Genomic DNA, 23,576 nt, shown 5'->3' on the forward strand with positions numbered 1-23,576 from the left:
CGCAGCGTCAGCCCTTTCGCTTGCTCCGCCGCGCGGACGGCAGAGTCCGCCCGACGATCACCGTACGAGGCGGCTCGGCGGGCCCGGTTTTCCGTCCGATGGCCCGGCGCACCCCGTACCCGAAGGCCGCGACCTTCACCAGGGGGCCGCCGAAGGTCGAGGCGACCGTGGTGGAGAGCGCCGAGGCGTTGGAGGTGACCTCCTGGACGTCCGAGGCGATCGCGTCGACCCGGTCCAGCTGGGTCTGCGCCGAGCGCACCGCCGTCGAGGCGTCCGCCAGGAGCGGGACGGCCTGTTCGGTCACGTCCGCCACCAGCTTGGTCGTCGCCTTCAGCGTCTGGGCCAGCCGCACGAGGACTACGGCGAGGAAGGACACCAGGATCGCCCAGAAGACGGCCACCAGGATCCCGGCCACCTCTCCACCGGACACTTCGCACCGCTCCCTGCGCATCGACCGTCGGACAAGAAAAAGTTGTTCCCCGACCCTATCGCGCCGAGGGTCTTGCCCCCTACCGCATTAGGGCCGCGCGCGAGCGGAGTCGCGCAAGCCGCTTGTACGCACCGCACACGGCTGAGTACTCTGCGTGTTTCATGCGCTCCCCTCTGCCCTCGGAGCTGAACGGCTTCGTCGGGCGCGAACGTGAACTGGCCGCGCTGCACGGGCTGCTGGCCGAGGCGCGGCTGACCACCGTGGTCGGGGTCGGCGGCGTCGGAAAGACCCGGCTGGCCCTGCGCGCCGCGTCGGCCACGGCGGTGCAGGAACGCTTCTGGGATGGGGTGTGGCCCGCGGACCTCTCCACGGTCACCGACCCGGAACTGCTCGACCACGCGGTCCTGGAGGCGCTCGACCTCACCGACCACACCAGCCGCCCGCCCCGCCGCGTCCTCCTGGACCACCTCGCCGACCGCACCCTGCTGCTGGTCCTGGACGGCTTCGAACAGCTCGTGGACGCCTGCGCGGAGCTGGTGTGCGAGCTGCTGCGGCGCTGCCCCGGGCTGCGGGTGCTCGCCGCCGGGCGCCTGCCGCTGCGCCTGGCCGGGGAGCGGCTGCTCGCGCTGGCGCCGATGGACGACGAGGACGCGGTGGCGCTCTTCGCCGACCGGGCCGCCGCCGGACGCGGCGGCTTCGCGCCCACCGACGAGTCGGCGGCGGCCGTCCTGGAGCTGTGCCGCAGGCTCGACGGGATCCCGCTCGCCCTGGAGCTGGCGGCCGGGCGGCTCGGCGCGCTCTCGGTGGAGCAGGTGCTGCGCCGCCTCGACGACCGGTTCCGGCTACTGACCGGCGGCGGGCGCGGGGTGCTCGCGCGCCACCAGACCCTGCGCACGACGATCGGCTGGAGCCACGAGCTGTGCACCCCGGCCCAGCGGCTGCTGTGGGCGCGTCTTTCGGTGTTCGCCGGGCAGTTCGACCTGGAGGCCGTCGAGTACGTCTGCGTCGGCCCGGACCTGCCGCCCGAGTCCGTCCTGGACGTGGTGCAGGAGCTGCTCGACCACTCGCTCGTGGTGCGCGAGGACGGCCCGGCGGGCGTGCGCTTCCGGATGCTCGACACCGTACGGGAGTACGGCGCCGACTGGCTGGCGGCGACCGGCGACGCGGAACGGCTGCGCCGAAGGCACCGCGACTGGTACCTGGGGCTCGCCACCTGGTGCGAACTGGACTGGTTCAGCCCGCGCCAGGCCGAGGTGGCGGTGCGGGTGGAGGCCGAACTGCCCAATCTGCGCGCGGCGCTGGACCACTCGCTGGACCGCGGCCAGGACGCGCACCTGGCCCAGTACCTGGCGGGCACGCTCTGGTTCTGCTGGGTGGGCTGCGGGCGGCTCGCCGAGGGCGCGCACTGGCTTTCCCTGGTCCTGGAGGCCGAGGGCGGCGACCACGACGGCGCCCGGCTCAAGGCGCTGTGGGTGCTCGGTTACGTCTCGGTGCTGCGGGGCGAGACCACGGCGGCGATCGCGGCCCTGCACGAGTGCCGCGAGGAGGCCGAACGCACCGGCGACGCGGTGGCGCTGGCGTACGCGGTGCACCGGACGGGCTGTCTGGCGCTGGTCTCGGACGACATGCCGAGGGCCGAGGAACTGCTGCGCGCGGCCCTCGCCCGGTACGAGGAGATCGGCGAGCTCAACAGCAACGTGCTGATGGCGCGGATCGAGCTGGCGATGGCGGTGGCCTTCGGCGGCCACCTCGAAGAGGCCGTCGTGATGTGCGAGCAGGTGGTGGAGGTCTGCGCGGACCACGGCGAGCGCTGGGCCCGGGCGTACGCGCTGTACGTCCTCGGGTACGCCGCCTGGCACGCCAAGGACCTGGGCCGGGCGCGGGCGCTGCTCGCCGAGTGCCTGGTGATCGACCACGCCTTCCACGACCTGCTGGGCACGGTGCTGGCGCTGGAGCTGCTGGCGCTGGTCGCGGTGGACGGCGGCGATCCGGCGGAGGCGGCGGTGCTGCAGGGGGCCGCCGAGGGGATCTGGCCGTCGGTGGGGCTGCCGCTGTTCGGCTCGGCGTGCTTCAACGCGGCGCACGTGCTGTGCGAGCAGCGGGCCCGGGAGCGGCTGGGCGACCCGGCGTACGGCACGTTCCGGAACCGGGGCCGGGGGCTCGGCCTGGACGCGACGGTGGCCCGGGCGCTGGCGGGCCCGGAAGAACCGGCGCCCGAGGTGCCCGGGGCCCATGACGTACCGGGCCCGCAAACGCGAGGGCCCGCCGCCTCCCGCTCCGTGCGGAGCGAGGGGACGGCGGGCCGGAGCGCGGAGCGCTGACTACTGCGCCTGGATCAGCGGGCGTAGTACTCGACGACGAGCTGCTCGTCGCAGATGACCGGGATTTCCTTGCGGTTCGGGTCGCGGTCCAGGCGGAAGGCCAGGGCCTTCAGGTTCACCTGGAGGTAGCGCGGGGTCTCGCCCTCGCCGGCGTAGCCACCCTCGCGGGCAACCTGGAAGGGGTGCTTCTCGCGGCTGCGCTCGCGGACGGTGATGACGTCGTCCGGACGGACGCGGAACGACGGCTTGTCGACCTTGCCACCGTTGACCTCGATGTGGCCGTGGACGACCATCTGGCGGGCCTGGTAGATGGTGCGGGCGATGCCCGAACGCAGGACCAGGGCGTCGAGGCGGCGCTCGAGCTCGACGACCAGCGCCTCGCCCGTCTTGCCCTCGGCCTTCTTGGCGCGGTCGTAGGCACGCGCCATCTGACGCTCAGAGATGTCGTACTGGGCGCGCAGACGCTGCTTCTCGAGCAGACGGACCTTGTAGTCCGAGTTCTGCTTGCGGCCACGGCCGTGCTCGCCCGGCGGGTACGGACGGGCCTCGAAGTACTTGACGGCCTTCGGCGTCAGCGCGATGCCGAGCGCACGGGACTTCTTGACCTTGGGACGCGACTGGTTAGGCACGTTCTCCAAACCTCCATGGTTGGGTTAGGTTAGGCTCACCTTACTCAAGGAGATCGTATGTCTCGTCCGGGGAACACCAGTCACATCACGGACAGCACGAAGAAGGCCGACCCTCAAGAAGGGGCCGGCTCCACCAGCCCTCAGAATGGGGCCGGTACCGGTGCGCAGCATGCCACCGGTCACGTGACGGAGGTCCGATCAGATCGTGGTCAGCCGCGTCCCAGCGGACTTGAAATCGCACGGATGCCGTCAGCAGCCGAGCGCACACGAACTCTCGTACATCGTACCTGCTCGTCGGCGCTCCTCATCACCGGCCTCCAGGGCGCCCGCCCGGAGCAGCTGGAGCCCCGGCTGCGGAACGTGGGCCCCGAAGGCGATCTCTTCCTGCTCTTCCCCGCCGACTCCCCCGTCGTCCGGGCCGCGACCCACGCCCAGGACGACGAGCTGTCGGCCGTCCTGGAGATCACCGACGTGGCGCCGGTCTCCGTCCCCCACCGCATCCGCGGCCGCGCCTGGATCACCGGCTGGCTCACCCGCGTCCCGGGCCTGGCCCCGCCCGGCAGCATGACGCTGCGCCTGGAGGTCAACGAGGCGTACGTGGACGACCTGTGGGGCGCGAGCGCGGTGGAGCCCGAGGCCTTCGCGGCCGCCCTGCCCGACCCGCTGGTCCGGGACGAGACGGAGCTGCTCCAGCATCTGCACGCCCACCACGGGGAGCAGGTGCGGTCGCTGTGCGGGCTGGTCGAGCGCGAGGGGCACGAAGGGCACGACGGGGGCCGGCGGATGAAATCGGTCACGCCGCTGGCGCTCGACCGGTTCGGACTGCGGGTCCGCTTCCAGGACACCGGCGGGCGCTGCTTCGACGCGCGCTTCGAGTTCCCGGAGCCGGTGACCGGCCTCGGCCCGCTGCGCCGGGCCATGCGCCGGCTCTTCGAGGCGGCGACGGACTGAGGGAGTCGGTGGTACGAGGCCGGGGTACCGGAGGCGAGGGACGCTACTCGCCCCGGCCCAGCCGCTCGCGGACCTTCTCCACCACGTCCGCGTACCGCGCCTCCGCGCCGTAGCGCGTCGGCTCGTAGTAGCGCTTGTCGGCCACCGCGTCCGGTGCGTACTGCTGCGCCGCGATCGCGCCCGGCACGTCGTGCGGGTACACATACCCCTGAGCGTGGCCGAGCTTGGCCGCGCCCTTGTAGTGGCCGTCGCGCAGATGCGGCGGGACGGGCCCGGCAAGGCCCTTGCGGACGTCCTCCATCGCGGCGAAGATCGCGTTCGTCGCCGCGTTCGACTTCGGGGCCAGCGCCAGGGCGATGGTGGCGTGGCTGAGCGTGAGGGCCGCCTCCGGGAAGCCGATCATGGCGACGGCCTGGGCGGCGGCGACCGCCGTCGGCAGCGCCGTCGGGTCCGCGAGACCGATGTCCTCGCTCGCGGAGATCATCAGACGGCGCGCGATGAACCGCGGGTCCTCGCCCGCCTCGATCATCCGGGCCAGATAGTGCAGCGCCGCGTCCACGTCCGAGCCGCGGATGGACTTGATCAGGGCGCTCGCCACGTCGTAGTGCTGGTCGCCGTCCTTGTCGTACTTCACCGCCGCCCGGTCGACCGTCTCCTCGACCGTCTGGAGCGTGACCTCCGGCTCCTCCTTGGCCAGGGCCGAGCCCGCCGCCGCCTCCAGGGCGGTCAGCGCGCGCCGGGCGTCGCCGCCCGCGATCCGCAGCAGATGCGCCTCGGCGTCCTCGGCCAGCGTCACCGCGCCGCCGAGCCCGCGCTCCTCCTCGACCGCCCGGCGCAGCAGCGCGCGCAGGTCGTCGTCGGTGAGCGGCTCCAGGGTCAGCAGCAGGGAGCGGGAGAGCAGCGGGGAGATCACCGAGAAGTACGGGTTCTCCGTCGTCGCCGCGATCAGCGTCACCCAGCGGTTCTCCACCGCAGGGAGCAGTGAGTCCTGCTGGGCCTTGGAGAAGCGGTGGATCTCGTCGAGGAAGAGGACGGTCTCCTTGCCGAAGCCGCCGATGGCCCGGCGGGCCCCGTCGATCACGGCCCGCACTTCCTTGACGCCCGCGGTGATCGCGGAGAGCTCGACGAACCGCTTGTTGGTCGCCTTCGACACCACGTACGCGAGCGTCGTCTTGCCGGTGCCGGGCGGGCCCCAGAGGATCACCGAGGAGGGTCCGGCGGGGCCGCCGCTGCCCTCCCCCACCAGGCGCCGCAGCGGTGAGCCGGGCTTCAGCAGGTGCTGCTGCCCGACCACTTCGTCGAGGGTGCGCGGGCGCATCCGGACGGCCAGAGGGCTGCCCGCCGGGTCTTTCTCCTGGCGGTCCTCTGCGGCTGCGGTGAACAGGTCGGGCTCCACGTCGAGAACCCTATGCCACCCCACTGACAACGCCGCCGCCGCAGGGAAACCCCCTGGTCAGCAGGGTCAGCTGGTCCAGAAGTCCCACCAGCGCGTCAGGATCAGCATCCCGATGATCCCGACGTGCACCACGGGCAGGACCCAGGTGAACTCCGACAGGAACGACTTCAGCCAGCCCGGCGCCGGCAGCAGGCCGCGGCGGATGTTGTGCGAGGTCAGGTACCAGAACATGAAGATCGTGGCGACCCACGCCAGGCTGCACCACAGGCAGAGCGCGTTGATCCGGTACAGCGACTGGAACTGGAGCCAGGTGCAGAACCCGACGCCGAAGAGCGTGCCCGCGTTGAAGGTCAGCCAGTACCAGGGCCGGAAGCGCGCGCCCGCCAGCAGGCTCATACCGACCGCGATCACGATCCCGTACGCCACCAGACCCAGCATCGGGTTCGGGAAGCCGAACGCCGATGCCTGGTCGCTCTTCATGATGTTGCCGCAGGAGACCACCGGGTTGAGGCTGCAGCCCGGCGTGAAGTTCGGGTCCTCGAGCAGCTTGAACTTGTCGATGGTGATGACCCAGGCCGCGAGCAGTCCGGCGGCGCCCGTGATCACCAGGAGCCACGCGAACGCGCGGCTGCCGCCGACGGTGCCCTTGGTGCTCACCTGCTCCTGGCCGGAGGAGACGTCGTCAACTGTTGTGGTCATATCGCCGTTCCGTCATTCCGTGGCTGCTGGGCAGGGGCCATTGTGCCGCAATCGGTGGCCCGGCCACCGTTCGATGGAGATAAGGACGGCGGCGAGCGCCGTGCCGAGTCCGGCCCGCGGGGACCGGACTTGGCACTTCGGCCCCGGCGTCATCCATCAGGACGACGCCGTACGTACCGAGTTGACCCGGGCGTCAGGCCAGGCGCGCGCGCACGGCCTCGACGACCTCCGTGACGGGGACCGCCACCTGGTCGCCGGACTCCATGTCCTTGAGCTGGACCAGGCCCTCGGCCAGGTCCCGCTCGCCCGCGACGATGGTGAGGCGGGCGCCGGAGCGGTTGGCGTTCTTCATGGCGCCCTTGAGGCCCTTGCCGCCGTAGCTGAAGTCGGTCGCGACCCCGCCCCGGCGCAGCTCGGTGACCACGCGGAACAGCACCCGGCGCGCCTCCTCGCCGAGCGGCACCGCGAACACGCTGGTCGCGGCTGGGATGTCGAGGGTGACGCCCTCGGCCTCCAGCGCCAGGACCGTACGGTCGACGCCCAGCGCCCAGCCCACCGACGGCAGCGCGGGGCCGCCGATCATCTCGGAGAGGCCGTCGTAGCGGCCGCCGCCACCCACCGCGGACTGCGAGCCGAGACCGTCGTGGACGAACTCGAAGGTCGTGCGGGTGTAGTAGTCGAGGCCGCGCACCAGCTTCGGGTCGTCCTCGTACTCGACGCCTTCGGCGTTCAGCAGCTCGCGCACCTCCTCGTGGTACGCCTTGCAGGCGTCGCACAGGTAGTCGCGCAGCAGCGGCGCCCCCACGAGCTGCCTCTGGACCGCGTCCCGCTTGTCGTCGAGCACCCGCAGCGGGTTGATCTCGGCCCGGCGCAGGGTGTCCTCGTCGAGGTCGAGGCCGCGCAGGAAGTCCTGGAGGGCGGCCCGGTAGACGGGACGGCACTCCTGGTCGCCCAGCGAGTTCAGCAGGATGCGGAAGTTGCGCAGCCCCAGCGAGCGGTACGCGTCGTTCGCCAGGATGATCAGCTCGGCGTCCAGCGCCGGGTCCTCCGCGCCGATCGCCTCGGCGCCGACCTGCGAGAAGTGCCTGTAGCGGCCCTTCTGGGGGCGCTCGTAGCGGTAGTACGAGCCCGAGTACCAGAGCTTGACGGGCAGGTTGCCGGCCTTGTGGAGGTTGCCCTCCAGGGCCGCGCGCAGCACGGACGCGGTGCCCTCGGGGCGCAGCGCGAGCCTGTCGCCGCCCTTCGTCTCGAAGGCGTACATCTCCTTGGTCACGATGTCGGTGGACTCGCCGACACCGCGCGCGAAGAGCTCGACGTTCTCGAAGCCCGGGGTCTCCACGTAGCCGTAGCCGGAGTTGCGCAGCGGGGCCGCGATCGCCTCGCGGACGGCGAGGTAGGTGGAGCTGTTCGGCGGCAGCAGGTCGTAGGTGCCCTTGGGGGCCTGGAAGGTACTCATGGGGAAGCTTCTCGTCACATTCCTCGTCGGGGAGAGGCGATGCCCTCTCCCAGGCCGGCGGCCACCTGCCGCAGATACGGGTTGGTGGCGCGCTCCTGGCCGATGGTGGTCTGGGAGCCGTGGCCGGACAGCACCACGGTCGAGTCGTCGAGCGGCAGGCACACGCGGCCCAGCGACTCGAGGAGCTCGGCGTGGCTGCCGCCGGGCAGGTCGGTGCGTCCGACGGAGCCGGCGAAGAGCAGGTCGCCCGAGAACAGGATCGGAGGGATGTCCTCCGCCTCGGGCAGCCCGAACGTCACCGACCCCTTGGTATGGCCGGGCGCGTGCGACACGGTGAGCTCCATACCGGCCAGCGCCAGCTTCGCGCCGTCCGTCAGCTCCTTGACGTCGTCCGGTTCGCCGACGGTCAGCTCGCCCATGATCTGCGCGCCGAAGGAGCGGCCGAGCGCCTTCTCCGGGTCGCTCATCATGTACCGGTCCGAGGGGTGGATCCAGGCGGGCACGTCGTGCGCTCCGCACACCGGGACGACCGAGGCGCAGTGGTCGATGTGGCCGTGGGTGAGGACGACGGCGACGGGCTTGAGCCGATGCTTCCTGAGCGCGTCCTCGACTCCCTGGGCGGCCTGGTGGCCCGGGTCGATGATCACGCACTCCTCGCCTGCGGCGGGGGCGACCAGATAGCAGTTGGTGCCCCAGGCCCCGGCGGGGAACCCGGCAATGAGCACGATCGTCCTCAATTTCTCGTACGACGGGTGATTGCGGCTGTTCAGAGCCTACCGGCGCTGCTCCTGTCACAGCGAACCCATATACGGTACGGGCACAGTCCGCGCGTACACGCGTCCTACCCGACTACACCGCACAAGGAGACCACCGGTGGTCAGCAGCGATCAGCGCCGGCGCCAGCTCGCCCGGGAGAAGTTCGAGCGTCAGCAGCGCCGCCGCGAGGAGGCCCGGCGCAAGTCCAAGCTCCGCAACACCGTCATCGCGGCCGCCCTCGCGGTGGTCGTCGTGGGCGGCGGGGCGGCCTTCGCCACGGGAGCCTTCGACGGCGACGACAAGAAGAAGTCGGACTCGGCCGCGCCGAGCGAGACCCCGAAGCCCTCGACGAGCAAGGACTCCGCGCCGGAGCCGAAGATGGCGATCGACCAGAAGGCCTCGTACACGATGTCGCTGAAGACCAGCGCCGGGGACATCGCGTTCAAGATGGCGGCGGAGAAGACCCCGCACACGGTCAACTCGTTCAAGTCCCTCGCCGACAAGGGCTACTTCGATAACACGAAGTGTCACCGACTGACCACGCAGGGCATCTTCGTGCTGCAGTGCGGCGACCCCAAGGGCGACGGCACGGGCGGGCCCGGCTACACGATCCCCGACGAGAACCTGACGGGACTCGGCAAGGCGGGCGCGGACGGCACCGTGACGTACCCGGCGGGCACCGTCGCCATGGCCAACACGAGCCAGCCGCACACCGGCGGCAGCCAGTTCTTCCTGGTCTACAAGGACAGCAAACTGCCGCCCAGCTACACGCCGTTCGGCACGATGGACGCCGCGACGCTGAAGGTGGTGCAGGACGTGGCGAAGGCGGGCGTGGCCGGCGGCGCCGGGGACGGCGCGCCGAAGACGGCCGTCACCATCACGAAGGCCGCCGTCAACAAGGACTGACCCGCGGAATTCGGCCGCGCTGAGTGCGGACAGCCGGGCGGCCGGTCGCCTAGATTGGCGTTGTGCAGCGCGGTGGAAAACGCGTTGTGGAGGGCGGGCGAGGCCCGTCCCGGAAACTGTGGACGATGCCACGAGGGCCGAACCCCTCGCGCCGGCATCATGTGGAGGAGGCGCTGTGAGCAGCGACCCGTGGGGCCGCGTCGACGAGACGGGCACCGTGTATGTGCGTACAGCCGAGGGCGAAGTGGTCGTCGGATCGTGGCAGGCGGGGACTCCCGAGGAGGCCCTGGCCTACTTCGAGCGCAAATACGAGGGCCTGGTTGTCGAGATCGGCCTCCTCGAACGACGGGTGAAGACCACCGACCTGTCGGCGAAGGACGCCCAGACCGCGATCGACCACCTGCGCACCCAGGTGGACGAGCACCACGCGGTGGGCGACCTCGAAGCGCTGCGGAAGCGGCTCGACAAGCTCGTCGAGACCGTCGAGTCGCGGCGCGAGGAGCGCAAGGTCCAGAAGGCCAAGCAGACCGACGAGGCCAAGCACGCCAAGGAGGCGCTGGTCGCCGAGGCCGAGGAGCTGGCGCAGAGCGAGCAGTGGCGCTCGGCCGGCGAGCGGCTGCGGGCTCTCGTGGACACCTGGAAGGGCCTGCCCCGGCTCGACCGGAAGTCCGACGACGAGCTGTGGCACCGCTTCTCGCACGCGCGCTCGGCGTTCTCCAAGCGCCGCAAGGCGCACTTCGCGTCGCTGGACGCGCAGCGCGAGGAGGCCCGCAAGGCCAAGGAGAAGCTGGTCGTCGAGGCCGAGTCGCTGTCCTCGTCCACGGACTGGGGCACCACGGCCGCCCGCTACCGCGAGCTGATGGCGGACTGGAAGGCGGCGGGCCGCGCCCAGCGCGAGGCCGAGGACGAGCTGTGGAACCGCTTCCGCGGCGCCCAGGACGTGTTCTTCGCCGCGCGCGGCGAGGTCTTCGCGGAGCGTGACGCCGAGCAGACGGAGAACCTGAAGCTCAAGGAGGAGCTGGCCGTCGAGGCCGAGAAGCTCGTCCCGGTGACCGATCTGAAGGCGGCGCGCGCCACCTTCCGCGGCATCAACGAGCGCTGGGAGGCCATCGGCCACGTGCCGCGCGACGCCCGCCCGAAGGTCGAGGGCCGGATGCACGCGGTGGAGCGGGCCCTGCAGGAGGCCGAGGAGTCGGAGTGGCGCCGCACCAACCCGGAGGCACGCGCGCGTGCCGCGGGTCTGACGGGCCAGCTCCAGGCGGCCGTCGACAAGCTGCGCGGCCAGATCGACGCGGCGCGCGCGGCGGGCAACAACGCCAAGGCCGACAAGCTCGCCAAGGAGCTGGAGGGCCGCCAGGCCCTGCTCGACCAGGCCCTGAAGGGCCTGGAGGAGTTCGGCGGCTGACACACCGCCGTCGCCGCACCTGAAGGGGCCTCCCGTACGCGACGTACGGGAGGCCCCCTTCGTGTGTGCGGCTCAGGCCGCGAGCGCCCGGCAGACCCCGGCGGGCGCCCGCGAAGGGGTCAGGGCCTGCGTGCCGACGTCACCCGGTACACGTCGTACACGCCCTCCACTCCCCGGACCGCCTTGAGGACGTGGCCGAGGTGCTTGGGGTCGCCCATCTCGAAGGTGAAGCGGGAGGTGGCCACCCGGTCGCGGGACGTCTGGACGGCCGCCGACAGGATGTTGACGTGCTGGTCGGACAGGACGCGGGTGACGTCCGAGAGGAGCCGGGAGCGGTCGAGCGCCTCCACCTGGATGGCGACCAGGAAGACGGACGACTGGGTGGGCGCCCACTCGACTTCGAGGATCCGCTCCGGCTGCTGCGAGAGCGAGTCGACGTTGACGCAGTCCGCGCGGTGCACCGAGACGCCGCTGCCGCGCGTCACGAAGCCGATGATCGGGTCGCCGGGGACGGGCGTGCAGCAGCGGGCCAGCTTGACCCACACGTCGTCGACGCCCTTGACCACCACGCCCGGGTCGGCGTTGGCGCGGCGCTTGCTGCGGCCGCGCGAGGGCGGCGCCGACTCGGCGATGTCCTCGTTGGCGGCCTCCTCGCCGCCGAGCGCCTGCACCAGCTTCTGCACGACGCCCTGCGCGGCCACATGGCCCTCGCCGATCGCCGCGTAGAGGGACGAGATGTCGGGGTAGCGCATCTCGTGCGCGAGGGTGACCAGGGAGTCGCCGGTCAGGATGCGCTGGATCGGCAGGTTCTGCTTGCGCATGGCGCGCGCGATGGCGTCCTTGCCCTGCTCGATCGCCTCGTCGCGGCGCTCCTTGGAGAACCAGCCGCGGATCTTGTTGCGGGCGCGCGGCGACTTGACGAAGCCCAGCCAGTCGCGCGAGGGTCCGGCGCCGGCCGCCTTGGAGGTGAAGACCTCCACCAGGTCGCCGTTGTCCAGGGTGGATTCGAGCGGCACGAGCCGTCCGTTGACCCGTGCGCCTATGGTGCGGTGGCCGACCTCGGTGTGGACCGCGTACGCGAAGTCCACCGGCGTGGCACCCGCCGGGAGCGCTATGACATCGCCCTTGGGGGTGAAGACGAAGACCTCGTTGCGGGACAGGTCGAAGCGCAGGGACTCCAGGAACTCGCTGGGGTCCTCGGTCTCCTTCTGCCAGTCGAGCAGCTGGCGCAGCCACGCCATGTCGTTGATGTGGTCGTCCTTGCCGGCCTTCTTCGGTACGTCGGTGCGCACCTTGGAGGCGCCGGCGACGGCCTCCTGCTTGTACTTCCAGTGCGCGGCGATGCCGTACTCGGCGCGGCGGTGCATGTCGAACGTGCGGATCTGCAGCTCGACGGGCTTGCCGTTGGGGCCGATGACCGTCGTGTGCAGCGACTGGTACATGTTGAACTTGGGCATCGCGATGTAGTCCTTGAACCGCCCCGGAACCGGGTTCCAGCGGGCGTGGACCGTGCCGAGCGCCGCGTAGCAGTCGCGGACGGTGTCCACCAGGACGCGGATGCCCACCAGGTCGTAGATCTCCGCGAAGTCACGGCCGCGGACGATCATCTTCTGGTAGACGCTGTAGTAGTGCTTCGGGCGGCCGGTGACCGTGGCCTTGATGCGGGCCGCGCGCAGGTCGGACTGGACCTCGTCGGTCACTATGGCCAGGTACTCGTCGCGCTTGGGCGCCCGCTCGGCGACGAGGCGGACGATCTCGTCGTACATCTTGGGGTAGAGGATCGCGAAGGCGAGGTCCTCCAGCTCCCACTTGATGGTGTTCATGCCCAGCCGGTGGGCCAGCGGGGCGTAGATCTCCAGGGTCTCGCGGGCCTTCTTCTCCTGCTTCTCCCGCTTGAGGTAGCGCATGGTGCGCATGTTGTGCAGGCGGTCGGCGAGCTTGATGACCAGGACGCGCGGGTCCTTGGCCATGGCGACGACCATCTTGCGCACGGTCTCGGCCTGCGCGGCGTCGCCGAACTGGACCCGGTCGAGCTTGGTGACGCCGTCGACGAGCAGGGCGACCTGGTCGCCGAAGTCGCGGCGCAGGGTGTCCAGGCCGTACTCGGTGTCCTCGACGGTGTCGTGCAGGAGGCCCGCCATCAGGGTCGCCGGGTCCATGCCCAGCTCGGCGAGGATGGTGGTGACGGCGAGCGGGTGCGTGATGTACGGGTCGCCGCTCTTGCGCTTCTGGCCGCGGTGCCAGCGCTCGGCGACCTGGTAGGCCTTCTCGACCTGGCGCAGCGTGGCGGTCTCGATCTTCGGGTCGTTGCTGCGCACTATCCGCAGCAGCGGTTCCAGGACCGGGTTGTACGCGGAGGAGCGCTGCACTCCGAGGCGGGCGAGCCGGGCGCGGACGCGGTTGGAGGAGCCGCCCGAGCGGGCCACCGGGCTCGCGGGGGGCGTGGGCTTGGGGGCCGGGGCCGCCGCGAGGGGCCGCTGGGGCGTGGGCGGCTTGGGCTCCGCCACGGGCTGCTGGGGCGCGGCGGGGGCCGCCGTGGCCTGCTCGGCCTGCTGGTCGGGCCGCTCGGCGGAGAGTGGCTGGGCCTCGTCTGGCAAGGGCGCTCCTCTGAGGGTCCCCCCGGACGGAGTCTGGGGGAGGATCCGGGTCCCCCGGTCAGGCCCGGAAAGCCCATGGTATCGATCCTGGGCGGCCGGTTCGTGCCGGGCGGGTGTGACGGGGTGTACCCGGTAAACACGAGAGGCGGGCGCCGGATTCCTCCGACGCCCGCCTTCCGGGGTTTACCGCCCTGGTCAGAGCGTGATGAGAGCCTCCAGCGGGGCCCCGCGCAAGGCGGGTTCCAGCCGGTTGCGCCCGGCCAGGAAGCCGAGCTCCATCAGGACCGCCACTCCGGCCACCTCGGCCCCGGCCCGCCGGATCAGCTCCAGGGAGGCCTCGGCCGTGCCGCCGGTCGCGAGCACGTCGTCGATGACCATGACGCGGTCGCCCGCGGCCAGGTCCTCGGCGTGCACCTCGATCTCGGCCGTGCCGTACTCCAGCTCGTACGCCTGCGAGAGCGTCGCTCCGGGGAGCTTGCCCGCCTTGCGCACGGGGATGAAGCCGATGCCGGCGCGGACCGCGACCGGGGCCGCCAGGATGAAGCCGCGCGCCTCCAGGCCGACGATCTTCGTCGCGCCGTGCCGTACGCACAGCTCGGCGAGGGCCTCGGTCAGGGCCGTGAACGCCTGCGGGTCCGCGAGCAGCGGCGTGATGTCCTTGAACAGCACGCCCGGCTTCGGGTAGTCCGGTACGTCACGGATGCGGCTGAGCAGCAGCTCCTGGGTGGAGACCGTCATCGGCGCTTCCCCCGGTTGTTGCGGGAGGGCTGGCGGCGCTGGCCGACGACCGCGCCGGCGGTCTCGGCCTCGGCCTCGTCCTGCGGCTCGGCGTCCTGCGGCTCGTCCGTCTCGCCCTTGGCAACGGCGGCGGCCCGCTTGGCGAGCACCCGCTTCTTGAGGGCCTTCATCTGCGGGTCGCGCTCCTTGAGGTCGGCGACCAGCGGGGTGGCGATGAAGATCGAGGAGTACGCACCGGCCGCGAGGCCGACGAACAGCGACAGCGAGATGTCGTTCAGCATGCCGGCGCCGAGGACGCCGCCACCGATGAACAGCAGGCCCGCCACCGGAAGCAGCGCGACGACCGTGGTGTTGATGGAACGCACCAGGGTGCCGTTGAGGCTCTTGTTCGCCATCTCGCTGTAGGTGAACCTGGTCTGCTTGGTGAGGCCCCGCTGGCCCTCCTTGAGACCGTCGAAGACGACGACGGTGTCGTAGAGGGAGTAACCGAGGATGGTGAGCAGACCGATCACGGTGCCCGGGGTGACCTCGAAGCCGACCAGCGCGTAGACACCGACGGTGATCGTGATGTCGTGGATCAGCGCGACCAGGGCCGCGAGCGCCATGCGCCACTCGAAGGCGATCGCCAGATAGATCACCACGAGGATCATGAACACGATCAAACCGGTCCACGCCTTGTTGGCGATCTGGTCGCCCCAGCTGGGGCCGACGAGGTCGGCGTTGATGTCCTCGGCCGGGACCTTGAGCTCCTTGGAGAGCTCGGTCTTGATCGCGTCCGACTTGTTGGTGTCGATGCCGCTGATCTGGATGCGCAGGCCCTTGTTGCCGAGCTTCTGGACGATCGCGTCGTGGCCGGAGGCGCGCTGCGCGACATCCTCCGCCTGGGCAACCGTGGCGCTGGTCTTCGGGGTGGTGAAGACCGCGCCGCCCTCGAACTCGATGCCCATCGTCAGACCCCGCACCGCCAGGCCCACGATGGCCGTGATGGTGATCAGGATCGAGATGCCGTACCAGATCTTCCGCTTGCCGACGAAGTCGTAGCCGACCTCACCGCGGTAGAGCCGGGCGCCGAGATGACCGAGTCGCGACATCTCACGCCTCCTTCGGGTCGGTGGGGGCGGCGGGGGTGCGGCGGGAGCGGCGCAGCGGCGGCTTGGCGCCGAGGCGCTGCGGGTCCAGGCCGGACCACGAGTGGCCGTTGGCGAAGAACTTCTTGCGCGCCAGGAGCGTCATCACCGGCTTGGTGAACAGGAACACCACGACGACGTCGAGCAGGGTGGTCAGACCCAGCGTGAACGCGAAGCCCTGGACCTTGCCGACGGTCACGATGAACAGCACCGCGGCGGCGAGGAACGACACGAAGTCGGAGACCATGATCGTGCGCCGCGCGCGGGGCCAGGCCCGCTCGACGGCCGGACGCAGCGTGCGGCCCTCGCGGATCTCGTCCCGGATCCGTTCGAAGTACACGATGAAGGAGTCCGCGGTGATGCCGATGGCGACGATGGCGCCGCAGACCGCGGGCAGGTTCAGCGCGAAGCCGATGGCCGGGCCGAGCAGCGCCATGATCACGTACGTGAGGATCGCGGAGACCACGAGGCTCATGATGGCGACCAGCGCCAGACCCCGGTAGTAGAGCACCAGGTAGATGATGACCAGCGCCAGACCGATGGCACCGGCGATCAGACCGGCGTGCAGCTGGTCGGCGCCGAGGGCCGCGGTGACGGTGGTGACGCTCTGCTCCTCGAAGGAGAGCGGCAGGGCGCCGTAGGACAGCACGTTCGCCAGGTCGGTGGCGGAGCGCTGGTTGAAGCTGCCGGAGATCTCGGCGCTGCCGCTGAGCGTCTGGCTCACCGACGGGGCCGAGACGACCTGGCCGTCCAGAGCGATGGCGAACTGGTTCTGCGGGGACTGCTGCTTCGACAGCTTGCCGGTGATCGACTGGAACTTCTTCGAGCCCTTGCCCGTGAAGTCCATCTGGACGATCCACATGCCGCGCTGCTGGTCGATGACCGCCTTGGCCTTCTTGACGTCCGTACCCTCGATCTCGGCCGGGCCGAGGATGTACTTGGCGTCACCCGTCTGGCTGCAGGCCGCGATCGTGTCGGTGGCCTTGCTGCCGAAGGCGGCCTTGGCGCGCGACTCCTTGGTGGAGCAGTCCAGCGACTCGAAGTCCTTCTGGAGTTTGGCGACGGCGGCCGCGTCGTTGCCGGACGGGGTGGGCGGCGTCGTGCCCGGCGTGCTGCCCGGCTTCGGGGTGCCCGGCGGCGTCGTCTTCGGGGACGGCTTGCCGTCCGCCTTCAGACCGTCGGTGAGGGCGCGGCCCTGCGGCGTCGACTTCGAGCTCGGGTTGGCCGACGGCGTCGAGGACGGCTTGTTCTTGTCGCCGTTCTTGTCCGCGCCCTTGCTGGCCGAGGGGCTCGGCGTGGTGCTGGGGGCGGGCTTCGTCGGGGTGCCGGCGGCGACCGTCAGGACGGGCCGGAAGTAGAGCTTGGCGGTGGTGCCGACCTGCTGGCGGGCCTGCTCCGAGTTCGTCCCCTTGGGGATGTTGACGATGATGTTGCGATCGCCCTGGGTCTGGACCTCGGCCTCGGAGACACCCAGGCCATTGACACGACGGTTCATGATCGAGACCGCGGTGTCCATGTTGGCCTTGTTGATCGCCTTCTCCTGGCCGGGCTCGGCCTTCGCCTTGAGCGTGATGCTCGTACCGCCGGCGAGGTCGATGCCCAGGCGCGGGGTCTTGTGCCCGGAGGCGAACATGCCGCCCGCGAGGGCCACCATGGCGATCAGGAACAGGACCAGGGTGCGCCCCGGCCTGCCCTGGGCCCCCGCCGGCCTTCGGCCCTTCTTCGGTGCTGCCACCTTGTCGTTTCTCCCTGTCCAACCGCCCGCGCCGGGTGTGCGCCTGGGCGGCCACGAAGTGTTGTGGGGACGTCCCCCGTGGAAGTCGTCACCCTCGGCGGGACCGGCGGGCGCGGGTGCGCGCCCAGCGGTCCCCGAGAGTGGCTACTTCGCGTCCGACTCGCCGTCTGCCTTGCCGTCCTTGGGCGCGGCGGCGTCGTCCGCCTCGTCCTTCTTGCCCAGGTCGATCTTGTCCGCCGGGGCGGCCTCGGCCGCCTCTTCGGCGGCCTCGGTCAGCGACGAGGCGTCGTCCGGCACGGCCGGGAGGTCGGGCGTCTCGCCCGAGTCGCCGTGCACGATGCGGTTGTACTCCTCGTCGGAGAGGACCGCGCCGATCGCGTTCTTCGCGTAGACGGCGTGGACTCCCGGCGCCACCTCCAGAAGGACCGTGTCGTCGCCGAGCTCCTTCACCGTGGCGTACATACCGCCGATGGTGCGGACGCCGGTGCCGGGCTGCATCTCCTCGCGCATCGAGGCGGCCTGCTGCTGCTTCCTCTTCGCCGAGCGGGTCATGAGGAACATGGCCCCGATGAGGACGATGAAGGGGAGAAGGGTCACGAGACTCACGGGACGAACTTCCTTCGCACGACCGCGCAAGGAGTGCGGCCTGATCTGGGGGTGGGTATGCCGACCTGTAAATGTAAGGGCGGCATCGGCGGAGTCTAAGCGAGTCCGCACAGCTGGAACAACGCCCAGCATCCCACCGGGGTTCCTCCCCGCGCACCCACCCGCGCCGTCACGGCCCGAAGAGCCCCTGTTGTCCGCTTCCCGAGACACCGCCCTGGCCCTGCTGGGGCGGGACCAGGCCCAGGTGCGCCCAGGCGGCCGGGGTGGCGACGCGCCCGCGGGGGGTCCGCGCGAGCAGGCCTTCCCTGACGAGGAAGGGCTCGGCCACCTCCTCGACGGTCTCGCGCTCCTCCCCCACGGCGACCGCCAGCGTGGACAGGCCGACCGGGCCGCCACCGAACAGTTTCAGCAAGGCCTGGAGCACCGCCCGGTCCAACCGGTCGAGCCCTCGGCCGTCCACCTCGTAAACGCCCAGGGCCTTCGCGGCGATCTCTCGGGTGATCACACCGTCGGCCTTCACCTGCGCGTAGTCCCTCACGCGGCGCAGCAGGCGGTTGGCGATACGGGGCGTGCCGCGCGAGCGGCCGGCGATCTCGGCCGCGCCCGCCGGGTCGATCTCCACGTCGAGGAGGCGGGCCGAGCGGTGGATCACCCGCTCCAGCTCGGCGGGCTCGTAGAACTCCATGTGCCCGGTGAAGCCGAAGCGGTCGCGCAGCGGGGGCGGCAGCAGCCCCGCGCGCGTGGTGGCGCCGACCAGGGTGAACGGGGGCAGCTCCAGCGGGATGGCGGTGGCGCCGGGGCCCTTGCCGACGATCACGTCGACCCGGAAGTCCTCCATCGCCATGTAGAGCATCTCCTCGGCGGGCCGCGACATCCGGTGGATCTCGTCGAGGAAGAGGACTTCACCCTCCTGGAGGGAGGAGAGGATCGCGGCGAGGTCGCCCGCGTGCTGGATCGCCGGGCCGCTGGTGATGCGGATGGGGGCGCCCATCTCGGCCGCGATGATCATCGAGAGCGTGGTCTTGCCGAGGCCGGGGGCGCCGGAGAGCAGCACGTGGTCGGCGGTGGCGCCGCGCGCGCGGGCGGCCCGCAGCACCAGGTCGAGCTGCTCGCGGACCTTCTCCTGGCCGACGAACTCCTCCAGGTCCTTGGGGCGCAGGGCGGCCTCCACGGCCTGGTCCTCGCCGTCGGCCACCGAGTCGACCAGCCTCGGGTCGGTGGCGTCGGCTCCGGTCTCGTCCCAGTTCATCAGTGTGGTTCTCTCGTCGGCTCGGTCAGCGGGCGCGGTTGAGGGTCTGCAGCGCGGCCTTCAGGAGCGCTCCGATGTTCGGCTTCCCGTCGGCCTCGGCCTGCGGGGCGACGGCGGCGACCGCCTCGTCGGCCTCCCGGGTCGCGTAGCCGAGGCCGATCAGGGCGGCGTGCAGCTGGTCGCGCCAGCCCGCCGTGACCGGGGCGCCGACGGCCGGGGCGCTGCCGACGGGCGCGCCGAGCCGGTCCTTCAGCTCGATGAGGAGCTTCTGGGCGCCCTTCTTGCCGATGCCGGGCACCGCGGTCAGCGCCTTCTCGTCGCCGGAGGCGAAGGCCCGGCGCAGCGCGTCCGGGGTGTGCACCGACAGGACCGCCTGGGCGAGCCGGGGGCCCACCCCGTTGGCGGTCTGGAGCAGCTCGAAGACCTGCTTCTCGTCGTCGTCCGCGAAGCCGTACAGCGTCAGCGAGTCCTCGCGCACCACCAACGACGTGGCGAGCTTGGCCTGTTGGCCGATGCGGAGGGAGGCCAGCGTGTTGGGGGTGCACTGGAGGGCCATGCCGACGCCGCCGACCTCGACCACCGCGGTGTCGGGGGCGAGGGCGGCGACCGGGCCGCTGACGAAGGCGATCATCGCGTGACCTTCTTTACGGAGAGTTGGGCACGGCGGGCCTGCTCGTGCGCCTGCTGGAGGCGGTTGACGGCGGGGGCGCGCCAGATGTGGCAGATGGCGAGGGCCAGCGCGTCCGCCGCGTCGGCCGGTTTGGGCGGGGATTCGAGCCTGAGGAGCCGGGTGACCATGGCGCCGACCTGGGCCTTGTCGGCCCGGCCGCTGCCGGTGACGGCGGCCTTGACCTCGCTGGGGGTGTGCAGGGCGACCGGGATGCCGCGGCGGGACGCGCAGAGCATGGCGACGGCGCTGGCCTGGGCGGTGCCCATCACCGTACGCACGTTGTGCTGGCTGAACACCCGCTCCACGGCGACGAATTCGGGCCGGTGCTCGTCCAGCCACGCCTCTATGCCCTGCTCGATGGCGACGAGGCGGTGGCCCAACTCGGCGTCCGCGGGGGTCCGCACGACACCGACGCCGAGCATGGTGAGCGGCCGGCCCGCGACGCCCTCGACGACGCCCACGCCACACCGCGTCAGCCCGGGGTCCACTCCGAGAACGCGCACGGCCCCTCCCCTCGGTGATCTTCGACTTCCTGCCAGGCTATCCGCTGCCACCGACAACAGCGGCGGGCCGGTGGGACGTGTCCCATCGGCCCGCCGAAACTGCGCGGTTCGCGGCAGCGTTACGCGTCGACCTTCTCCATGACCTCGTCGGAGACGTCGAAGTTGGCGAAGACGTTCTGCACGTCGTCGCTGTCCTCCAGCGCGTCGATCAGCTTGAAGATCTTGCGCGCGCCCTCCTCGTCCAGCTCGACCTGCATGGTCGGGACGAAGCTGGAGTCGGCCGAGTCGTAGTCGATGCCCGCCTCCTGGAGCGCGGTGCGGACCGCGACCAGGTCGGTGGCCTCGCTGATGATCTCGAAGGTGTCGCCGTTGTCGTTGACCTCTTCGGCACCGGCGTCCAGGACCGCGCCGAGCACGTCGTCCTCGGTGAGCTCCGCCTTGGGCAGGATGATGACGCCCTTGCGGTTGAAGAGGTACGAGACCGAGCCCGGGTCGGCCATGTTGCCGCCGTTGCGGGTCATGGCGACGCGGACGTCCGAGGCGGCACGGTTGCGGTTGTCGGTGAGGCACTCGATGAGCACCGCGACACCGTTCGGGCCGTAGCCCTCGTACATGATCGTCTCGTAGTCGGCGCCGCCCGCCTCGAGACCGGCACCGCGCTTGAGCGCGGAGTCGATGTTCTTGTTGGGCACCGACTGCTTCTTGGCCTTCTGCACGGCGTCGAAGAGCGTCGGGTTGCCGTCGATGTCCGCGCCGCCGGTGCGGGCCGCGACCTCGATGTTCTTGATCAGCTTCGCGAAGAGTTTGCCGCGCTTGGCGTCGATCACGGCCTTCTTGTGCTTCGTCGTAGCCCATTTAGAGTGGCCGGACATCTGCCTGTCTCCTTCGCGTAACCAATTCTGCGTCGTTCGGCAGAGATCCTACCGGGAGCCGGTCACCTGGCGTCGCGCACCATCTCCACGAAGAGCGCGTGCATCCGGTGGTCGCCGGTCAGCTCGGGGTGGAACGAGGTCGCCAGCGCGTTGCCCTGGCGCACCGCGACGATGTGGCCGCCGTGCTCGGCGAGCACCTCGGTCTGCGCGCCGACCGACTCCACCCAGGGCGCCCGGATGAAGACGCCCTCGACGGGGCCGACTCCGGTGACCTCCACGGTGGCCTCGAACGACTCGTTCTGCCGTCCGAAGGCGTTGCGGCGCACGATCATGTCGATGCCGCCGATCGTCTCCTGGCCCGAGCGCGGGTCGAGGATCTTGTCGGCGAGCATGATCAGGCCGGCGCAGGTGCCGTAGACGGGCATGCCGTCGGCCACGCGCGCGCGCAGCGGCTCCATCAGCCCGAAGAGGACCGCGAGCTTGGAGATGGTGGTGGACTCGCCGCCGGGGATGACCAGGCCGTCCACCTCGGCGAGCTCCTCGGGGCGCCGGACCGGCCTGGCCACGGCGTCCGCCGCGGCCAGGGCGATCAGGTGCTCCCGTACGTCGCCCTGGAGGGCCAGGACGCCTATGACGGGTGTGCTGCTCATGTCCTTCGGTACCTGTGCCTTACCAGCCGCGGTTGGCGTAGCGCTCGGCCTCGGGGAGGGTGTCGCAGTTGATGCCGACCATGGCCTCGCCCAGGTTGCGGGACGCGTCCGCGATGATCTTCGGGTCGTCGTAGAAGGTGGTGGCCTTCACGATGGCGGCGGCGCGCTTGGCCGGGTCGCCCGACTTGAAGATGCCGGAGCCGACGAAGACGCCCTCGGCGCCGAGCTGGCGCATCAGCGCGGCGTCGGCCGGGGTGGCGACGCCACCGGCGGAGAACAGCACCACGGGGAGCTTGCCGAGCTCGGCGACCTCCTTGACCAGCTCGTACGGGGCGCGCAGCTCCTTGGCGGCGGCGAACAGCTCGTTGTTGTCGAAGCCGCGCAGCTTGGCGATCTCGTTCTTGATCTGGCGCAGGTGGCGGACGGCCTCGACGACGTTGCCGGTGCCGGCCTCGCCCTTGGAGCGGATCATGGCCGCGCCCTCGGCGATGCGGCGCAGGGCCTCGCCCAGGTTGGTGGCACCACAGACGAAGGGGGTCGTGAAGGCCCACTTGTCGGAGTGGTTGACCTCGTCGGCCGGGGTGAGGACCTCGGACTCGTCGATGTAGTCGACGCCGAGGGACTGCAGCACCTGGGCCTCGACGAAGTGGCCGATGCGGGACTTGGCCATGACGGGGATGGAGACGGCCTCGATGATCTCTTCGATCATGTTGGGGTCGGACATGCGCGCCACGCCGCCGTCCTTGCGGATGTCGGCGGGCACCCGCTCCAGGGCCATGACGGCCACGGCGCCGGCGTCCTCGGCGATCTTCGCCTGCTCGGCGTTGACCACGTCCATGATCACGCCGCCCTTGAGCTGCTCGGCCATGCCGCGCTTCACGCGCGCGGTGCCGGTCTCGGGGTTCTGGGCGCTGGTGGGCAGGGTGCTGGACACGGGACCTCGCTGGAGTGAAGAAGGGGTTCTCTACTGCCTCAGAGGGTCGCCGTGCGGACCAGTCCACCGCAAGGGCCAATGTGCAGGCGGTGGATCGTTTTGGCAGGCGGGACGCGGTGTGCGCGGGCGCCCGCCCCGTTACGGCTGGGACCCCGGGCGGTCCGCCAGCGCGGCCGGGGGCTCGTCGTCCATCTCGAAGGCGAGGGGGAACGGGGCGTGTCCGGCCAGCCGGAACCAGCGCACCTTGCGGTGCCTGCGCAGGGCGCGGGCGGCGCGGACGGCGTCGTTGTGGAAGCGGCGGGCCATCGGGACGCGGCGCACGGCCTGGGCCAACTCCTCCGCCGCGTCCACGCCGCCGGGGGCCTCACGGACCGCGTCCACCTGGGCGGGCTCGCCGAAGACGGCCCGCAGCGCCTGGCTGAGCTCGCTCTCGGCGACCTCCCGGTGCTCCTCCTCGGCCTGGCGGGCCGCGTGCGCCGCCTCGTACAGCACGATGGACGCGGCGGGGTCCAGGACGCCGGAGGTGGCCAGTTCCTGGGTGACCGAGGCTCGGCGCAGCAGCTGGGCGTCGAGGGCGGCGCGGGCGGCGTCGATGCGGGCGTGCAGGCGGTCGAGGCGGCCGGCGGTCCAGCTGAGGTAGAGGCCGATCGCTACGAGGGCGATGGCGGTCCAGATGAGGGTTACGGTCACGGGCGGCAAGGCTACCGGGCCCTCCGGGGGAGGCGGAGGTAAGCGGCGGTCTCCCTGGGGCTATGTCCCCCTGACCCCGTTGCGGGGCCTGCGGCCCCTGCACCCCGCTTTCGGGGCTGCGCCCCGGACTCCGTTCGTCTGCGGCCCGGTGGGGGCTGGTCGCGCAGTTCCCCGCGCCCCTGGAAGCGCCCCTCCGGGCCGCCCAGGGGGATTGCCGCGCAGCGGCATTTTTAGGGGCGCGGGGAACTGCGCGACC

Annotated in this window: 22 protein-coding genes; 4 read left to right on the top strand and 18 right to left on the bottom strand. The window is 71.2% G+C overall.

The features are described 5' to 3' along the window. Positions 1 to 7: 7 nt before the first annotated feature. Entirely contained in the window at positions 8 to 430 is a 423-nt protein-coding gene (locus tag IE252_RS13040) for a DUF948 domain-containing protein (protein WP_079125788.1), read from the bottom strand. 161 nt (positions 431 to 591) lie between these two features. On the opposite strand from IE252_RS13040, the gene IE252_RS13045 reads away from it, so the two are divergent. Next, positions 592 to 2,751, top strand: coding sequence for an ATP-binding protein (locus IE252_RS13045; protein ID WP_229848309.1), 2,160 nt, complete (start codon positions 592 to 594; stop codon positions 2,749 to 2,751). A 14-nt stretch (positions 2,752 to 2,765) separates the two neighbouring features. Here the strand turns inward: IE252_RS13045 and rpsD are convergent, their stop codons facing one another. Further along, positions 2,766 to 3,380: a 30S ribosomal protein S4 gene (gene rpsD, locus IE252_RS13050; RefSeq protein WP_101392271.1), complete on the bottom strand. Its 615-nt coding sequence runs from the start codon at positions 3,378 to 3,380 to the stop codon at positions 2,766 to 2,768. A 243-nt stretch (positions 3,381 to 3,623) separates the two neighbouring features. On the opposite strand from rpsD, the gene IE252_RS13055 reads away from it, so the two are divergent. Then, complete coding sequence (locus IE252_RS13055; RefSeq protein WP_190089541.1) at positions 3,624 to 4,331, top strand: DUF2470 domain-containing protein; 708 nt, start codon at positions 3,624 to 3,626, stop codon at positions 4,329 to 4,331. Positions 4,332 to 4,374: 43 nt separating this feature from the next. Here the strand turns inward: IE252_RS13055 and IE252_RS13060 are convergent, their stop codons facing one another. The 4 genes from IE252_RS13060 to IE252_RS13075 all read right to left on the bottom strand — a co-directional run bounded on the left by IE252_RS13060 (position 4,375) and on the right by IE252_RS13075 (position 8,607). Then, positions 4,375 to 5,727 (bottom strand): replication-associated recombination protein A, encoded by a 1,353-nt coding sequence (locus IE252_RS13060; RefSeq protein ID WP_190089542.1) that lies wholly within the window; start codon positions 5,725 to 5,727, stop codon positions 4,375 to 4,377. Positions 5,728 to 5,793: 66 nt separating this feature from the next. Continuing rightward, positions 5,794 to 6,426, bottom strand: coding sequence for a vitamin K epoxide reductase family protein (locus IE252_RS13065; RefSeq protein WP_190089543.1), 633 nt, complete (start codon positions 6,424 to 6,426; stop codon positions 5,794 to 5,796). Positions 6,427 to 6,619: 193 nt separating this feature from the next. Beyond that, positions 6,620 to 7,882, bottom strand: coding sequence for a histidine--tRNA ligase (gene hisS / locus IE252_RS13070; RefSeq protein WP_190089544.1), 1,263 nt, complete (start codon positions 7,880 to 7,882; stop codon positions 6,620 to 6,622). Between the two features lie 14 nt (positions 7,883 to 7,896). Beyond that, entirely contained in the window at positions 7,897 to 8,607 is a 711-nt protein-coding gene (locus IE252_RS13075; RefSeq protein WP_190089545.1) for an MBL fold metallo-hydrolase, read from the bottom strand. A gap of 148 nt (positions 8,608 to 8,755) precedes the next feature. Between IE252_RS13075 and IE252_RS13080 the strand changes: the two genes are divergently transcribed. Together IE252_RS13080 and IE252_RS13085 are read left to right on the top strand one after the other, a co-directional pair. Then, complete coding sequence (locus IE252_RS13080) at positions 8,756 to 9,544, top strand: peptidylprolyl isomerase (protein ID WP_190089546.1); 789 nt, start codon at positions 8,756 to 8,758, stop codon at positions 9,542 to 9,544. A gap of 175 nt (positions 9,545 to 9,719) precedes the next feature. Then, entirely contained in the window at positions 9,720 to 10,949 is a 1,230-nt protein-coding gene (locus IE252_RS13085; protein WP_190089547.1) for a DUF349 domain-containing protein, read from the top strand. A 119-nt stretch (positions 10,950 to 11,068) separates the two neighbouring features. Here the strand turns inward: IE252_RS13085 and IE252_RS13090 are convergent, their stop codons facing one another. From IE252_RS13090 to IE252_RS13145, 12 genes are all read right to left on the bottom strand, one after another. Further along, positions 11,069 to 13,546: a RelA/SpoT family protein gene (locus tag IE252_RS13090; RefSeq protein WP_190089548.1), complete on the bottom strand. Its 2,478-nt coding sequence runs from the start codon at positions 13,544 to 13,546 to the stop codon at positions 11,069 to 11,071. 195 nt (positions 13,547 to 13,741) lie between these two features. Continuing rightward, positions 13,742 to 14,284 carry an adenine phosphoribosyltransferase gene (locus IE252_RS13095; RefSeq protein ID WP_190089549.1) on the bottom strand — a complete coding sequence of 181 codons (543 nt, stop codon included), beginning with the start codon at positions 14,282 to 14,284 and terminating at the stop codon, positions 13,742 to 13,744. Continuing rightward, a complete protein-coding gene (gene secF / locus IE252_RS13100) occupies positions 14,281 to 15,375 on the bottom strand; it encodes a protein translocase subunit SecF (RefSeq protein WP_190089550.1) in 1,095 nt (364 codons plus the stop codon). Before secF ends, IE252_RS13095 begins: the two co-directional genes overlap by 4 nt. 1 nt (position 15,376) lies before the next feature. Next, the gene (secD, locus tag IE252_RS13105) at positions 15,377 to 17,146 is read right to left on the bottom strand and encodes a protein translocase subunit SecD (RefSeq protein WP_190089551.1); all 1,770 of its coding nucleotides are present in this window, start codon (positions 17,144 to 17,146) and stop codon (positions 15,377 to 15,379) included. Positions 17,147 to 17,290: 144 nt separating this feature from the next. After that, on the bottom strand, positions 17,291 to 17,752 hold the full coding sequence (gene yajC, locus IE252_RS13110) for a preprotein translocase subunit YajC (protein WP_190089552.1): 462 nt from the start codon (positions 17,750 to 17,752) through the stop codon (positions 17,291 to 17,293). 169 nt (positions 17,753 to 17,921) lie between these two features. Continuing rightward, positions 17,922 to 19,001, bottom strand: a complete 1,080-nt coding sequence (gene ruvB, locus IE252_RS13115; protein WP_190089553.1) for a Holliday junction branch migration DNA helicase RuvB — start codon at positions 18,999 to 19,001, stop codon at positions 17,922 to 17,924. Positions 19,002 to 19,026: 25 nt separating this feature from the next. Next, a complete protein-coding gene (ruvA, locus tag IE252_RS13120) occupies positions 19,027 to 19,632 on the bottom strand; it encodes a Holliday junction branch migration protein RuvA (RefSeq protein WP_190089554.1) in 606 nt (201 codons plus the stop codon). After that, positions 19,629 to 20,174, bottom strand: a complete 546-nt coding sequence (ruvC, locus tag IE252_RS13125; RefSeq protein ID WP_190089555.1) for a crossover junction endodeoxyribonuclease RuvC — start codon at positions 20,172 to 20,174, stop codon at positions 19,629 to 19,631. The genes ruvA and ruvC overlap by 4 nt, the downstream gene beginning before the upstream one ends. A gap of 119 nt (positions 20,175 to 20,293) precedes the next feature. Then, positions 20,294 to 21,046 carry a YebC/PmpR family DNA-binding transcriptional regulator gene (locus tag IE252_RS13130; RefSeq protein ID WP_101387404.1) on the bottom strand — a complete coding sequence of 251 codons (753 nt, stop codon included), beginning with the start codon at positions 21,044 to 21,046 and terminating at the stop codon, positions 20,294 to 20,296. Between the two features lie 62 nt (positions 21,047 to 21,108). Then, the gene (gene pdxT, locus IE252_RS13135; RefSeq protein WP_190089556.1) at positions 21,109 to 21,696 is read right to left on the bottom strand and encodes a pyridoxal 5'-phosphate synthase glutaminase subunit PdxT; all 588 of its coding nucleotides are present in this window, start codon (positions 21,694 to 21,696) and stop codon (positions 21,109 to 21,111) included. 19 nt (positions 21,697 to 21,715) lie between these two features. Then, positions 21,716 to 22,630, bottom strand: a complete 915-nt coding sequence (gene pdxS / locus IE252_RS13140; protein WP_190089557.1) for a pyridoxal 5'-phosphate synthase lyase subunit PdxS — start codon at positions 22,628 to 22,630, stop codon at positions 21,716 to 21,718. 138 nt (positions 22,631 to 22,768) lie between these two features. Continuing rightward, the gene (locus tag IE252_RS13145; protein WP_190089558.1) at positions 22,769 to 23,320 is read right to left on the bottom strand and encodes a LemA family protein; all 552 of its coding nucleotides are present in this window, start codon (positions 23,318 to 23,320) and stop codon (positions 22,769 to 22,771) included. Positions 23,321 to 23,576 lie beyond the last annotated feature (256 nt).

Origin of the sequence: Streptomyces melanogenes (assembly GCF_014649795.1) — a bacterium.
GTDB classification, from domain to species: domain Bacteria; phylum Actinomycetota; class Actinomycetes; order Streptomycetales; family Streptomycetaceae; genus Streptomyces; species Streptomyces noboritoensis.